This window comes from Variovorax paradoxus NBRC 15149, assembly GCF_001591365.1.
In the GTDB taxonomy this organism is placed as follows: Bacteria; Pseudomonadota; Gammaproteobacteria; order Burkholderiales; family Burkholderiaceae_C; genus Variovorax; species Variovorax paradoxus.
Genome location: NZ_BCUT01000006.1, coordinates 138660 through 151387, shown reverse-complemented (window position 1 = coordinate 151387; position 12728 = coordinate 138660). Strand labels below are relative to the sequence as shown.

General features: G+C 69.2%; 15 protein-coding genes. 8 read left to right on the top strand and 7 right to left on the bottom strand.

What is annotated here, in order from left to right; genetic code table 11:
* Nucleotides 1-144: 144 nt before the first annotated feature.
* Nucleotides 145-696 carry an OmpA family protein gene (locus VPA02S_RS24725; RefSeq protein ID WP_062366188.1) on the bottom strand — a complete coding sequence of 184 codons (552 nt, stop codon included), beginning with the start codon at nucleotides 694-696 and terminating at the stop codon, nucleotides 145-147.
* 48 nt (nucleotides 697-744) lie between these two features.
* Between VPA02S_RS24725 and VPA02S_RS24720 the strand changes: the two genes are divergently transcribed.
* Nucleotides 745-1551 (top strand): gamma-glutamylcyclotransferase, encoded by an 807-nt coding sequence (locus VPA02S_RS24720; protein ID WP_244883749.1) that lies wholly within the window; start codon nucleotides 745-747, stop codon nucleotides 1549-1551.
* Nucleotides 1548-2090, top strand: coding sequence for a superoxide dismutase family protein (locus VPA02S_RS24715; protein WP_015866489.1), 543 nt, complete (start codon nucleotides 1548-1550; stop codon nucleotides 2088-2090). The genes VPA02S_RS24720 and VPA02S_RS24715 overlap by 4 nt, the downstream gene beginning before the upstream one ends.
* A 4-nt stretch (nucleotides 2091-2094) precedes the next feature.
* Here VPA02S_RS24715 and VPA02S_RS24710 read toward each other — a convergent pair whose 3' ends face one another.
* Entirely contained in the window at nucleotides 2095-2661 is a 567-nt protein-coding gene (locus tag VPA02S_RS24710) for a nucleotidyltransferase family protein (RefSeq protein ID WP_062366186.1), read from the bottom strand.
* Between the two features lie 50 nt (nucleotides 2662-2711).
* On the opposite strand from VPA02S_RS24710, the gene pdxH reads away from it, so the two are divergent.
* A complete protein-coding gene (gene pdxH, locus VPA02S_RS24705; protein ID WP_062366185.1) occupies nucleotides 2712-3392 on the top strand; it encodes a pyridoxamine 5'-phosphate oxidase in 681 nt (226 codons plus the stop codon).
* A gap of 6 nt (nucleotides 3393-3398) precedes the next feature.
* Here the strand turns inward: pdxH and VPA02S_RS24700 are convergent, their stop codons facing one another.
* Nucleotides 3399-4610: an OmpA family protein gene (locus VPA02S_RS24700; RefSeq protein WP_018905505.1), complete on the bottom strand. Its 1212-nt coding sequence runs from the start codon at nucleotides 4608-4610 to the stop codon at nucleotides 3399-3401.
* Between the two features lie 57 nt (nucleotides 4611-4667).
* Here VPA02S_RS24700 and VPA02S_RS24695 point away from each other — a divergent pair, with 57 nt between their 5' ends.
* Nucleotides 4668-4994, top strand: coding sequence for a hypothetical protein (locus VPA02S_RS24695; RefSeq protein ID WP_244883747.1), 327 nt, complete (start codon nucleotides 4668-4670; stop codon nucleotides 4992-4994).
* Between the two features lie 99 nt (nucleotides 4995-5093).
* Here the strand turns inward: VPA02S_RS24695 and VPA02S_RS24690 are convergent, their stop codons facing one another.
* The 4 genes from VPA02S_RS24690 to msrA form a co-directional block, all read right to left on the bottom strand.
* Nucleotides 5094-6044, bottom strand: coding sequence for an AEC family transporter (locus VPA02S_RS24690; RefSeq protein WP_062366181.1), 951 nt, complete (start codon nucleotides 6042-6044; stop codon nucleotides 5094-5096).
* Nucleotides 6045-6090: 46 nt separating this feature from the next.
* Nucleotides 6091-8199: a TonB-dependent receptor gene (locus tag VPA02S_RS24685; RefSeq protein ID WP_062366419.1), complete on the bottom strand. Its 2109-nt coding sequence runs from the start codon at nucleotides 8197-8199 to the stop codon at nucleotides 6091-6093.
* A gap of 77 nt (nucleotides 8200-8276) precedes the next feature.
* A complete protein-coding gene (locus VPA02S_RS24680) occupies nucleotides 8277-8681 on the bottom strand; it encodes a hypothetical protein (protein ID WP_027730075.1) in 405 nt (134 codons plus the stop codon).
* Nucleotides 8682-8707: 26 nt separating this feature from the next.
* On the bottom strand, nucleotides 8708-9259 hold the full coding sequence (gene msrA / locus VPA02S_RS24675) for a peptide-methionine (S)-S-oxide reductase MsrA (RefSeq protein WP_027730074.1): 552 nt from the start codon (nucleotides 9257-9259) through the stop codon (nucleotides 8708-8710).
* Between the two features lie 100 nt (nucleotides 9260-9359).
* Between msrA and VPA02S_RS24670 the strand changes: the two genes are divergently transcribed.
* The 4 genes from VPA02S_RS24670 to VPA02S_RS24655 all read left to right on the top strand — a co-directional run bounded on the left by VPA02S_RS24670 (nucleotide 9360) and on the right by VPA02S_RS24655 (nucleotide 12717).
* On the top strand, nucleotides 9360-10037 hold the full coding sequence (locus tag VPA02S_RS24670) for a TetR/AcrR family transcriptional regulator (protein WP_015866498.1): 678 nt from the start codon (nucleotides 9360-9362) through the stop codon (nucleotides 10035-10037).
* A 90-nt stretch (nucleotides 10038-10127) separates the two neighbouring features.
* Nucleotides 10128-10805 (top strand): protein-L-isoaspartate O-methyltransferase family protein, encoded by a 678-nt coding sequence (locus VPA02S_RS24665; protein ID WP_015866499.1) that lies wholly within the window; start codon nucleotides 10128-10130, stop codon nucleotides 10803-10805.
* A 13-nt stretch (nucleotides 10806-10818) separates the two neighbouring features.
* Nucleotides 10819-11157, top strand: coding sequence for a rhodanese-like domain-containing protein (locus VPA02S_RS24660; RefSeq protein ID WP_015866500.1), 339 nt, complete (start codon nucleotides 10819-10821; stop codon nucleotides 11155-11157).
* Between the two features lie 21 nt (nucleotides 11158-11178).
* A complete protein-coding gene (locus tag VPA02S_RS24655) occupies nucleotides 11179-12717 on the top strand; it encodes a TolC family outer membrane protein (protein ID WP_018905499.1) in 1539 nt (512 codons plus the stop codon).
* Nucleotides 12718-12728: the final 11 nt, after the last annotated feature.

Genomic DNA, 12728 nt, shown 5'->3' with positions numbered 1-12728 from the left:
CGGTCGCGCTGCCGGCCTCTGGCCACTGTCGCTTTTGCGACCTTCGACGTGGAAGTCAATGGTACCAAGACCCCGCGGCCGAGGCCGATGGAAATCCGCACCCCGGCAATACGGATTGGCGGGCCGCAAGGGCCCGCGGCTGGCTCAGTCGACCAGCTTGACTTCGACGCGCCGCGCCTGGGCGTCGTTGCCCGAACCCGCGGTGACGGCGGGCCGCTGCAGGTCGACCTTGCCGGCCGGCACGCCCAGGCCCACCAGCACGTCACGGACTGTTTCAGCGCGTTTCTTGGCGAGCTGCTCGTTGATGGCCGCGTCGCCGGTGGTGTCATGGAAGCCCGAGACCACGGCCTTGCGGCCGCTCTCCACGCCCTTGATGACGGCGGCCAGCGCCTCGGCCGCGCCGGGCGCCAGGTCGGCGCTGCCGGTGGCGAAGTAGAAATTCACCACGCCGTCGGCCACGCGGATGCTGGCCCCGTCGGGAATGACGACTGTCACCGTCTCGGTCACCTCCGCCACCGTGGTGTGGGTGGCCGGCCCTGCGGCCGCCGCAGCCACGGCGACGGCAGGCATGGCAGCCGGCGCCGCGGCATGGTTCTTGTGCCAGAGCACGATGCCCAACACGAAGAAAATCACCAGCGCGATCAGTGCCAGGAGAAATCCGAGGATGAAGTTTTGCTGGCTGTCGTCGTCGCTCATGAGGGGTCGTACTCCGTAAGAAGAAAGAGGCCGGTAAATAATGGTGCGGTGAACCATGATCGCGAAATTGTAGGCGGCGGCCCCTCCGGCCCCGCACCCGATCCCGGACCGCCGGGCCTGGACCCGATGCCCAGGCCGCTGCGCGACCCGCAGCCCATGCTCGAACAGGCCATTGCCGACTGGGGCGGGCGCGACGACCTGTGGCTCTTCGGCTACGGCTCGCTGATCTGGCGGCCCGAGTTCGATTTTGCGGAGCGCCGCCCGGCCTCGGTGCACGGCTGGCATCGCGCGCTCAAGATGTGGAGCCGCATCAACCGCGGCAGCGTGCAGACGCCCGGCCTCGTCTTCGGCCTGCTGTCGGGCGGCAGCTGCCGCGGCATGGTGTTCCGCGTGCCGTCGGCCCACGGGCTCGACACGCTGCGCAGGCTCTGGCTGCGCGAAATGCCCACCGGCGTGTACGACCCGCGGTGGCTCAAGTGCAACACGCCCGAAGGCCCGGTGCGCGCGCTGGCCTTCACGCTTTCCAGGCGCAGCCCCAACTTCACCGGCGAACTCAGCGACGAGCGCTACCGCCACATCTTCACGCACGCCGTGGGCCGCTACGGCAGCTCGCTCGACTACGCGCGCCAGACCCTGCTGGAGCTGCGCCGCCATTCGATCCACGATGCGGCGCTGGCGCGGCTGGTCGCGCTGGCGCAGGAGCGGCAGGAGGAACAGGAGCGCCAGGCACAGGCCGAGGCGGCGGCCGATTGCGGGACGCCGCAGCCTCCGGTATATGTTCCAGGGTCTCCGGACAAAAATTCTTCGTCCCCCCTTCCCCAACAATCCTCCGGACCGTCCAAGGAAAAACCATGAACCATCGCCTTCTCGCCGCCACCGGCACCGCCCTTCTCGCCAGCGCCCTGCTTTCGGCCTGCGGCAGCATGATGGGCGGCAAGCCGAGCGCGGCTGCCGAACTGATGCCCACCGCCGCGATCTCGCCCAACCCCACGCGGGGCACGGTGATCTTCACCGCGCTGGACCATGGCGTGCGCGTGGCCGGCGAGGTGCGCGGCCTGGCACCGGGCAGCGAGCACGGTTTCCACATCCACGAAAAGGGCGACTGCGGCGACAACGGCAACGCCTCGGGCGGCCACTTCAACCCGGCCGGCGGCACGCACGGCAAGTTCAGCGCGCCGGGCAGCCATGCCGGCGAACTGCCGAGCCTGGTGGCCGACGGCAGCGGCGTGGCCCGCTTCAGCGTCGACGTCCACTCGATCTCGCTGGCCGAAGGCACTGCCAACAACGTGGTGGGCCGCGCGCTCGTGGTGCACCGCGACCGCGACGATTTCACCACCCAGCCGGCCGGCAACTCCGGCCCGCGCACCGCCTGCGCGGTGATCGCGCGGCGCTGACCGGCTAGCCCGGCAGGCGCGCCAGCCAGAGCGCCTCGGCGGCGGCCAGCGCCTCGGGCGTGTCGATGTCGGTCACGATGCCGACGTCGTCCACCGCGAGCTCGGCCACTGCATCGATGGCGCGCATCGCCTTCAGGATGGAGGATGCGCCCAGCGGTCCCCGGAGCGCCGCAAGCTGCGCGCCGCAGCCGGCCGAAAAGCCCACCGGATGGCCGCGCTCGCCCCTGTATTGCGGCTGCACCGCGCGCGCCCGGCCGACCAGCGCGCCGGCCACGGCCCGCAGCGTCTCCGGGCGCACCAGTGGCAGGTCGCCCGGAAGAATGAGCCAGCCGGCGGCATCCGGCGTGGCGCGCACCGCGGCGGCAATCGAGTCGCCCATGCCCGGATGGCCCGCGTCTTCGAGCCGCCATGGCAGGCCGCTCGCACGCACCGCGTCCAGCGTGCGTTCGATCAGCGGCTTGCCCGCCAGCGGCGCCTGCAGCTTGGGGCCCGTGCCGCCGGCCGCGATGAAGCGCTCGCCGCGGCCCGAGGCCAGCACGATCACGCACGGGGAATTCGCCTTTGTCGCCATGCGCCGAGTATGTGCGCGGAATGCCCCGCGGTGCCTTGCGGCGGCGGCGCATGCGCAACAATGCCGGCATGAGTTCTTCCTCTTCCCCTCCCACCAGCGAAGCGCTGGCCGCGCTGCGCAAGAGCTACGAGCGCGCCGAACTCGGCGAAACCCACAGCGCCGACGATCCGCTCAGGCAGTTCGAGCGCTGGCTCGGCGAAGCCATCGACGCGCAGGTGCCCGAGCCCAACGCGATGACGCTGTGCACGGTGGGCGGCGACCTGCGGCCCTCGAGCCGCATCGTGCTCATCAAGGGCTATGACGCGCGCGGCATCGTCTGGTACACCAACTACGAAAGCCGCAAGGGCCGCGAGCTTTCGGGTAACCCGTACGCGGCCCTGCAGTTCCACTGGGTCGAGCTCGAACGCGTGGTGCGCATCGAGGGCCGGGTGGAAAAGGCGAGCGCGCAGGAAAGCGACGCCTACTTTGCGAGCCGCCCGCTCGATTCGCGCATCGGCGCCTGGGCCAGCCCGCAGAGCGAGGTGATCAGCGGCCGCGACGTGCTGGTCAAGAACGCGGCCGTGGCCGCCGCCAAGCACCTGCTGTCGCCGCCGCGCCCGCCGCACTGGGGCGGCTACCGCCTGGTGCCGGACCGCTGGGAATTCTGGCAGGGCCGCAAGAGCCGCCTGCACGACCGGCTGCGCTACCGGCTCGAAGGCAGCAACTGGGTGCGCGAGCGGCTGGCGCCCTGAGCCTGGTCAAGCCTCGCAGGGCGCGACCTTGAACTCGACGCGCCGGTCGAGCGCATCGCTGGCGTCGTCGGCACCCGTGCCCACGATGTTCTCGCGGAAGCCCATGCCGGACTCGCGCAGCTTCTTCGACAGCGGCGGCGCCTCGCCCACCAGCCGGGTCTTCACGCTGAGCGCGCGCTGCAGCGACAGGCGCTCGTTGACCGACTCCGAGCCGGTGCGGCTCGTGTGGCCGGTGACCACCACGCAGGAATCGATCTGCGCCGCCTGGCGCGCGATCTGCCGCAGCCACATCGGATAGGCGGCGCTGATCTTCGGGTCGGCCAGGAAGTCGGTCGAGCCGGGCTTGAACAGGAACTTCACGCTCAGGTTGTTGGTTTCGAGCCCGAGCCGCGCCAGGGTGCCGAAGGTCTTCTCCGCATCGGCCGTCCGGCCGAGGCTGGCCTGCGTGAGATACAGGCCGCTGTAGATGCGCAGCTGCTGGCCGTCGGGCCGGCGTGAAGCGGCCTCGTAGCGGCTGAGCGCCTCGCTCATGCGGCCGGCCTCGTAGGCGGCGGTGGCTTCCTGCAGCACGGTCGACGTGGGCAGGCGCTCCAGGTAGAGCGCATCGGCGGCTTGCCCGGGCTGCGTTTCGGCGGTGCGGATGTAGCCTTCCACGCCCCGGTCCTTGCCGTTCACCGGGCTGTCGCGGAAGAAGGCCGTGGGGCGCGTGTCGAGCGTTGCATCGCTGATGCGCGCCACCGACTGCGCGATGACCATGCCGCTCTTGATCTCGGTCAGCGCCAGGTTCAGACGGTAGCGCCCATCGGCCGAATCCTTGTCGCGCACCAGCGTGCCGTTGAGTACGTACTGCGCGCGCTCGATCTCGGCGTTGTTGAAGGGCGTGACGGTGAACTGCCTGAACTGCGACTGCATGCGCTGCACGATGCGCTGCTCGGCCACGCGCGTGACCTCGGTCTGCTGGCCGCTCGCGCCCTCGAGCAGCGGGTCGATCACGATGCGGCTCTGCTTGATCGACGACTCCACCTTGGCCAGGAAGGCCGGCAGCTTCTGCGTCTGCACGATCAGGTCGTCCACCGCCTGGTTGACGGCCTGCTCGAAGGGCATGGCATTGCCCGGCGCCGGCCGGTGCGCGCAGGCGGCGCAAAGCAGCGCGGCGCACGACAGCGCGAGCGCGCGCAGGGCCGTGCGGATCGGGTGGGTGGTCTTCGTCATCAGCATTGGCTCCTCAGGATCTTCATGTCTTCATCCGACAGCGGCTCCCCCACCGCTGCGCGCATGTTGATTTCGCTGCAGCGCCTGGAGGGCGGCGGCCTTTTCGGGGCCGGGGCCTTCTCCGCTTCCGCCGTCGGCGGCGCAGCCACGGCAACCGCCTGCGGCTTCGGCCTGGCGCTCGGCTTCGGAGCCGGGGCAGGCGCCGGCTTCGGCTCCACCGGGCCGGCCGCAGCCGGCGGGGCCGGCGCCGGCTCGCGCGGCACGGCGGCTGAAAGGCAGGGCGTCCGGCACGGCTTCGTATCGGCGGCCGCCGGCATGGCGCCGCCGCACAGCGCGATCACCATCGCAATCGGCGCCATGGCGGAAAACGGCGAAGACCGCGGCGGGTAAATCATCAGCGGGCAAATGTAGAGCGAGAGGCGCCGCTCGCCATCTCGCCAAATGGCCACCCTGCCGAATGGCATAGGGCCCGTCAACGCTATGAGAGTCTCAAGGCAGCCACTGCACCAGCGTCATGACCAGGGTCAGCGTCGCGAGCGCGAGCACCGTCGACACCGCGACGCTGGCCGTGACCAGGTCTTCCGATGTGCGGTAGCGCTGCGAAAAGAGAAAGACGTTGGCGCCGATCGGCAGCGCCGCCGCCACCACCATCACGGTGAGCGGTATGCCGCGCACGCCCAGCAGCCAGCCGATGCCGGCCACCAGCAGCGGATGCAGCAGGTTCTTCACCAGCGCCTGCACCGTCGCTTCGCGCCAGTGCCGCCCCACGGGCGTCAGCGCGAGCGTGATGCCCACCATCACCAGCGCCACCGGACCGAAGGCCTGGCCGAGCAGCAGGATCGGCTTGTCGAGGAAATCGGGCATTGCAAGCCCAGTCTGCGCGAACAGCAGCCCCGCGATGATCGGCATCGGCACCGGGTGGATGATGGCGTTGCGCAGTGCGCGCAGCACGGTGCGCGCCATGGGGCGCTTCTCGTGGCCGTCCCGCTGCGCATGCTCGCGCGCCACCGCCAGTTCGAGCACGACCGTGGCGCTGGTCAGGAGCACCAGCGAGTGCAGCGAGATCAGCGTGAGCAGCACCACCATGCCTTGCTCGCCATAGGCCAGGCCGACCAGTACGATGCCGATCATCACCGTGTTGCTGTAGGTGTTGGCCAGCGCAATGACGGCTGCCGTGCGGTTGAAGCCGCGCAGCGCCAGCGTGCCCGCGAACAGCAGGCCCGAGGCGATGAAATACGCCGCCACCGGCTTCAGGCTCAGCTCCTGCACGTGCACCGTGCTCATCGCGCGGAAAAGCAGCGCCGGCGCAAGCAGCAGGAAGATCAGGTTGGAAAGGTCCTTGACGGCAGTGCCGCCGATCCAGCGGCGCCGGCCGGCCAGGTAGCCTGCCGCGATCAGGACGACGACCGGCAGCAGCGAAGAAATGACGAACGAATTCACCCGCCGAGGATAGCCTCAAGCCTGCAGGCAACGCCGGCGGGTTCGTTCAGAAGGTCACGCGCAGCCCGACCTTCAGCGAACGCCCCGGCAGCGGCGCGTTGGGGTACACCGTTGTCGTCAGGATCGAGGTCGGGCTGTAGGCCAGCTTGTTCGTGATGTTGTCGATGCGCGCATACCAGGTGAGGTTGGCGCGCTGCACCTTCATGCGGTAGGCGATCGAGGCATTCCAGAGCGTGTAGGCATCGGTCTCGCGCGCGCCCACGCTCGGCACGTGGCGCTGCGCGGCGTTGTAGTCGAAGCCCAGGCGTGCGCTCCAGGGGCCGTTGCCGTAGGCCAGCGTCGCGCCCGCGCGGAACGGCGCGATGCGCGGCAGCGGCTCGCCGGTGTCGAGGTTCTTGGCACGCACCACGTCGCCGCGCCATTCGAGGTCCAGCGTCGCGGCATCGGCCAGCCGCCCGAAACCGTCGGTGCCCAGGAGGCGCAGGTTGCCGCTCGCCTCGATGCCGGTGAAGCGCGCGCGCACGCCGCTGTAGAGGTACTCGGCCAGCGTGTCGGTGGCTTCGGGGTCGGTCACCACCTGGCCTTCTTCGTCGAGCGTGCGGCCCGATGCCGTCAGGCCGATGTAGTTGCGAAAGCGCGTGACGTAGGCGTTGACACGGGCCGTGTTGGCGCCCGACTTCCATTGCGCGCCGAGGTCGAAGCCGACCGACTTTTCCTTGTCGAGGTTCGGGTTGCCGACCTCCCAGGCCGCCGTTGCCACGTGCGGGCCGTTGGCGAGCAGTTCGTAGTCCTTCGGTGCGCGCTCGGTGTAGGCCAGGTTCGAGGTGAGCTGCCACTGCGGCGCCAGGTTGACCAGCGCGCCCACGGCCGCGCTGTGCGGGTTGAACGTGCGTTCGCCGATGGCAAAGCGCGTCACCGACGGATCGTCGGGATAGCCGAGCGACCTGACGCGGACCTTCTCGGTGCGCGCGCCAAAGCTCAGCCGGCCCCACGACGTGCCGAGTTCCTCGTACAGGAACAGCGCATTCGAGCGCGTGCGGCTGTGCGGCGCAAAGGCTTCCGCGCCGTCCGCGGCAAAGCGGTTGCTCTCGCTGCTGAAACCGACCAGGCCCTCGAAGTTGCCGATCTTCTGGTGGCGCGCCTCGATGCGCAGGTCGTTGCTCAGGTTCGAGAAGGTGGTGCCGGCCTCGCCGCCTTCGTACTCGGTGTGGCGGTAGTTGGTGTGGCTGGCCTTGGCGTGGATGCTGCTGATGAAGCCGCCCGGGCGCCACTCGCCTTCGATGGCCTGGCGGTCGGACTTCATGCCGATGGTCACATCGTCCTCGGCCACGGTGCCGTAGGTGCTGCGGTAGGTGCTGGCCGAGGCGCCGATCCAGCCCTGGTCGAAGAACAGCGTGCCGCCCACCGCGCCGCCATGCGCCTCGTTGGCCGAATTGCAGATCTTGCGCGCGAGCCAGGGCCGGCCGGGCTTGCTGCATTCCAGGTCGATGGGCACCGAGACATCCTTGGAGTCGCGGTTGAACGCATCGACGTGCAGCGCGAAGCGGTCGTTGCCGCCTTCGAGCACCACGCCGCCGTTCTTTTCCTTGTTGCCGGTGGAAAAGCCCAGGTCGGCACGGCCGCCGAAGCCGTTGATCGGCTCGCTCGGAATGCGGTTGTCGATCACGTTGACCACGCCGCCCACCGCGCTGCCGCCGTACTGCAGCGCCGACGGGCCGCGCAGCACCTCGACGCGTTCGGTGACCAGCGCGTCCATCGGCACCGCGTGGTCGTAGCTCAGCGACGAGGCGTCGGGCGCGCCGCCGCCGTTCTGCAGGATGCGGATGCGGTCGCCGTCCAGCCCGCGGATGATCGGCCGGCTGGCATTGGGGCCGAAGTAGCTGCTGCTCACGCCGGGCAGGTTGTCCAGCGTTTGGCCGAGCGTCGATTCGGAGCGCATCAGGAGCCTGTCGCCCGAGAGCGTGGTGGTGGGTGCGATCAGTTCGCTCGCGCCCAGCGGATTGCCGGTGACGGCGATCTCCGGCAGGGCCGGCGGGGCCGCTTCGGCGGGCTGCGCCTGGAGCGCGGGTTGAGGCTGGGCCTGGGCCATGGCCGCGAAGGAGGCCAGCGAAAGAACGGCAGCGCCGATGGCGTTGCGACGGAAATTGGGAATCATGATGAACACTCGTTGAACCAGGGGGCGATCGCCGGCATCCGCAAGGCGCGGATGCAGCAACCGGAACACAGGGGGATTCAGCGAGTGGAAGGCGGGCCGCGCGCGTCGAACAGCGCAACCCAGCGGGCGATGGCCTCGCCCTGCAGGTAGGCAAAAGTGGCCGAGGGCAGCAGCACCGGCAGCACCACCATCGGCACGCCGGGTGCGCCCGCACCATGCGAGAGCTGGTCGTAGAGCCGGCATTCGGCGTCGGAGTGGTCGCCGAACAGGTCGCCGATGCCGTGGGCGTGCGCCGCATGCTCATGCGCGCCCGCCGGGTGCGCCGCCAAAGCGGCCGAGTGGACCTGCGCAAGACCGGGCACATGCAGCGTCCGGTGCACCAGCCCCAGCGTGCCCGCGAACCACAGCGCCACCATCAGCGCGACGGCGATCGCGCGGGTCGACAGGATCGACCGGTTCGGAGCAGGGTTGGCGAGGTGCACGGAACGCTGGGCCTGAAAGAGAACGGTCAGGCCTTGACGCGCGACGCGAAAGTCTTCTGGAACTTCTCGACCTTGGGCCCGACCACGAAGGCGCAGTAGCCCTGGTTCGGGTTGTTGAGGAAGTAGTCCTGGTGGTAGGCCTCGGCCGCCGAATAGTTGGCAAGCGGCGCCACCTCGGTCACGATGGGCGCGCTGTAGGTCTTGCTTGCCTCGATCTCGCGGATGACCTCTTCGGCCACCTGCTTTTGCGCATCACTCGTGTAGTAGATGCCGCTGCGGTACTGCGTGCCCACGTCGTTGCCCTGGCGGTTCAGGCTCGTGGGGTCGTGCACCACGAAGAAGATCTCGAGAATCTCGCGCAGGCTGATGGCCGCGGGGTCGAATTCCACCTTCACCACCTCCGCATGGCCGGTGCGGCCGGTGCAGACCTGCTCGTAGCTCGGGTTGACGACCTGGCCGTTGCAATAGCCCGATTCGACGTCCACCACGCCCTGCACGCGGTCGAACACCGCCTCGGTGCACCAGAAGCAGCCTCCGCCGAGCACGATGGTTTCAGTGGGCGACGATGAAGAGGACATGGCTGCTCCGGCAGGTGGGGGAAAAGCGAACCCGATATTGTCGCGGCTTGACGGGCCGGATGCTGGTCACTACATTACTAACCCGCGAGTCATTAAAATCATGCCGACCCCCCGATTCTTTGCCGACAAGATCTGCCCGGTGCGCGCCAAGCGCGAGCGCCGCAAGGAGGCGCGTCCGGGCGAACTGCTGGCGGCGGCGCTCGACCTGTTCGTCGAAAAAGGCTTTGCCGCCACCCGCGCCGAGGAAGTGGCGGCGCGCGCGGGCGTCTCCAAGGGCACCCTCTTTCTTTACTTCCCGAGCAAGGAAGAGCTCTTCAAGGCCGTGGTGGTCGAGAACCTCGGCGGCCGGTTCGCCGAGTGGAACGACGAGTTCGAGGCCTTCGAGGGCACCACGGCCGACATGCTGCGCTACTGCATGCGCGTCTGGTGGGAGCGCGTGGGCATGACCAAGGCCTCGGGCCTGACCAAGCTCATGATGAGCGAAGGCGCCAATTTTCCCGAGCTGGCCGAGTTCTACCGCAAGGAGGTGGTGCGGCCGGGCCACGCGCTGCTGCGGCGCATCCTGCAGCGCGGCATCGACCGTGGCGAATTCGCGCCGGTCGACATCGACCACGCGATCTACGCGGTGGTGGCACCCATGATCTTCCTGATGCTGTGGAAGCATTCGGCCATGGTCTGCGTCGACGCGGACACCTCGCTCGACCCCGAAAAATACCTCGCCACGCAGGCCGAAACCGTGCTTTACGGCCTCACCCGGCAGCCCGGAGCCGCCGCATGACGCGCAAATGCATCGCCGGCCAGCCGCGCGCCCGCGCCGCGCAACCTAAAATTGAAGGTTTGTCCTGAGCCCCACAAGGAAAAGCCTCCCATGAACCCCACCCCCTCCCTCGAGCGCCTGCGCTTCAACATGATCGAACAGCAGATCCGGCCCTGGGATGTGCTCGATCTGGAAATCCTCGATCTGCTGGCCGCCATCCGGCGCGAAGACTACGTGCCGCCCGCGCACCGCGCGCTGGCCTTCTTCGACATGGAACTCCCGCTGGGCGACGGCTCGGTTCCCGGCCAGGTGATGCTCTCGCCCAAGGTCGAGGCGCGCATGCTGCAGGACCTGCATGTGCAAAAGCACGAATCGGTGCTCGAGATCGGCACGGGTTCGGGTTTCATGGCCGCCCTGCTCGCCCATCGCGCGGCCCAGGTGCTGTCGCTCGAGATCGATCCCGCGCTGGCCGCCCGCGCCGCCGAGACGCTGCGCCAGAACGGCGTGGCCAATGTCGAGGTGCGCAATGCCGACGGCGCCGTGCCGCTGCCGAGCGGCCCGAGCTTCGACGTGATCGTGCTCAGCGGCTCGGTGGCGCGCATTCCGCAGAACCTGCTCGGCTCGCTCAAGGTGGGCGGCCGCCTTGCCGCCATCGTGGGCGAGGAGCCGATGATGCGCGCCCACTTCGTCACCCGCAGCAGCGAAAGCAAGTGGGACACCATCCAGCCCTGGGACACCGTGGCGCCGCGGCTGCTCAACTTCCCCGAGCCCTCGCGCTTCTCGTTCTGAACGGCGGCTTCGAATGATCGACCAAGTCCGCCCCGCCGATCTTGCCGCCTGGTTTGCGCAGCATCCCGAGGCGCCGCCCGTGCTGCTCGACGTGCGCGAGCCCTGGGAGCTGCAGACGGCCAGCGTTGCGCCGCAGGGCTTCACGCTCGTGGCCATCCCGATGAACGAGATTCCGGCGCGGCTTGCCGAGCTCGACGAGGGCCAGCGCATCGCATGCCTCTGCCACCACGGTGCGCGCAGCCAACGCGTGGCGGCCTTCCTGAGCCAGAACGGCTTTGCCGAGCTCGCCAACGTGGCCGGCGGCATCGACGCCTGGTCCGCACAGCACGATCCCTCCGTGCCGCGCTACTGATTCTTTCTTCAAGGACGTTCAATGCCTTTCAGGCCCAGGCTTTTGCCTCTTTCCGCAGCGCTCGCAAGTCTCTTTGCCACCCTGCTCGCGCTGCCGGCCCAAGGCCAGACACTGAACGAACTCTACGAATCCGCACGCGGCTTCGACGCCACCTACCAGGGCGCGCGGGCCCAGTACGACGCGAGCGTGGCGCGCGCTGCGCAGGCCAAGGCCGGCATTCTTCCGGCCGTGGGGCTCACGGCCGGCGCCACGCGCAACAACCTGGACATCGACACCCTCACGGGGCCCGGCCGCGGAACCACCACGCCGCGCGACTTCACCACGCAGAACATCGGCATCAACGCCACGCAGCCGCTGTACCGGCCCGCCAACTGGGCCACCTACGAGCAGGGCAAGCGCCAGGCCGAGATCGCGCAGTCGGTGCTCACCATTGCCGAGCAGGACCTGATCGTGCGCGTGAGCCAGGCCTACTTCGACGTGCTCGCAAGCCAGGACAGCCTGACGCTGGTGCGCGCGCAGAAGGTGGCGGTGGCCGAGCAGCTCGCGTCGGCCAAGCGCAACTTCGAGGTCGGCACCTCCACCATCACCGACACGCGCGAGGCCCAGGCCCGCTACGACCTCGTCATTGCGCAGGAGATCGCCGCCGAGAACGATCTGCAGGTCAAGAAGGTGGTGCTCGACCAGCTGGTCGGCCGGCCGGGCAGCGTGCCGGTGCCGCTGGCGCAGCCGGTGGTGCTGCCGACCGCCACGCCGGCCAACATCGAAGCCTGGGTGGCGCAGGCCGAGGAAGCGCACCCGGCCATCCGCCAGGCGCAGCTCGGGCTCGACGTGGCCGGGCTCGAAATCCGCAAGGCCGAAGCCGGCCACAAGCCCACGCTCGACGCCAACCTGGGCTACAACGTCACGCGCAATCCGCAGGGCACCAGCACCAGCACCGTGGGCACGCGCATCGATGCCGCCTCGGTCGGCGTGGTGTTCAACCTGCCGCTCTTCGCGGGCTTTGCCACCGAGAACCGCATCAAGGAAACGCTGGCCCTCGAGGACCAGTCGCGCAGCGTGCTCGAAGGCACCCGCCGCAGCGTCGCGCAGGCCACGCGCGCGGCCTACCTCGGGCTGGTGTCGGGCGCGGGGCAGGTCAAGGCGCTCGAGGCGGCCGAGGCATCGAGCCAGAGCGCGCTCGATGCCAACCGGCTCGGCTACCAGGTGGGCGTGCGCATCAACATCGACGTGCTCAATTCGCAGAGCCAGCTCTACCAGACCAAGCGCGATCTCGCGCAGGCGCGCTACAACGTGCTGCTGGGCAACCTGAAGCTGCGCCAGGCCAACGGCACGCTAACGGTTGACGACATGAACGCGATCAACGCGACGCTGGCAAAGAACGGCAGCACGGCGGCAACGCCTGCGCCCGGCGAACGGCCGCAGGCCGCGCCTTCGGTGCCCGTGACGCCGCCGCCCATTCCCGTGGTGCCGCCGGTGCCGGTGCAGCCGTTCAACCCGCCGGCACCGACGATGCCTTCGGCACCGCCGCCGCCGGTCATCCTGAACCCGCCGGTGCGCTGAGGAATCAACCC

Coding starts and splice junctions, on each gene's coding strand:
- VPA02S_RS24725 (WP_062366188.1), bottom strand. CDS start 696: ATGAGCGACGACGACAGCCAGCAAAACTTCATCCTCGGATTTCTCCTG.
- VPA02S_RS24715 (WP_015866489.1), top strand. CDS start 1,548: ATGAACCATCGCCTTCTCGCCGCCACCGGCACCGCCCTTCTCGCCAGC.
- VPA02S_RS24710 (WP_062366186.1), bottom strand. CDS start 2,661: ATGGCGACAAAGGCGAATTCCCCGTGCGTGATCGTGCTGGCCTCGGGC.
- pdxH (WP_062366185.1), top strand. CDS start 2,712: ATGCGCAACAATGCCGGCATGAGTTCTTCCTCTTCCCCTCCCACCAGC.
- VPA02S_RS24700 (WP_018905505.1), bottom strand. CDS start 4,610: ATGCTGATGACGAAGACCACCCACCCGATCCGCACGGCCCTGCGCGCG.
- VPA02S_RS24695 (WP_244883747.1), top strand. CDS start 4,668: ATGTTGATTTCGCTGCAGCGCCTGGAGGGCGGCGGCCTTTTCGGGGCC.
- VPA02S_RS24685 (WP_062366419.1), bottom strand. CDS start 8,199: ATGATTCCCAATTTCCGTCGCAACGCCATCGGCGCTGCCGTTCTTTCG.
- msrA (WP_027730074.1), bottom strand. CDS start 9,259: ATGTCCTCTTCATCGTCGCCCACTGAAACCATCGTGCTCGGCGGAGGC.
- VPA02S_RS24670 (WP_015866498.1), top strand. CDS start 9,360: ATGCCGACCCCCCGATTCTTTGCCGACAAGATCTGCCCGGTGCGCGCC.
- VPA02S_RS24665 (WP_015866499.1), top strand. CDS start 10,128: ATGAACCCCACCCCCTCCCTCGAGCGCCTGCGCTTCAACATGATCGAA.
- VPA02S_RS24660 (WP_015866500.1), top strand. CDS start 10,819: ATGATCGACCAAGTCCGCCCCGCCGATCTTGCCGCCTGGTTTGCGCAG.
- VPA02S_RS24655 (WP_018905499.1), top strand. CDS start 11,179: ATGCCTTTCAGGCCCAGGCTTTTGCCTCTTTCCGCAGCGCTCGCAAGT.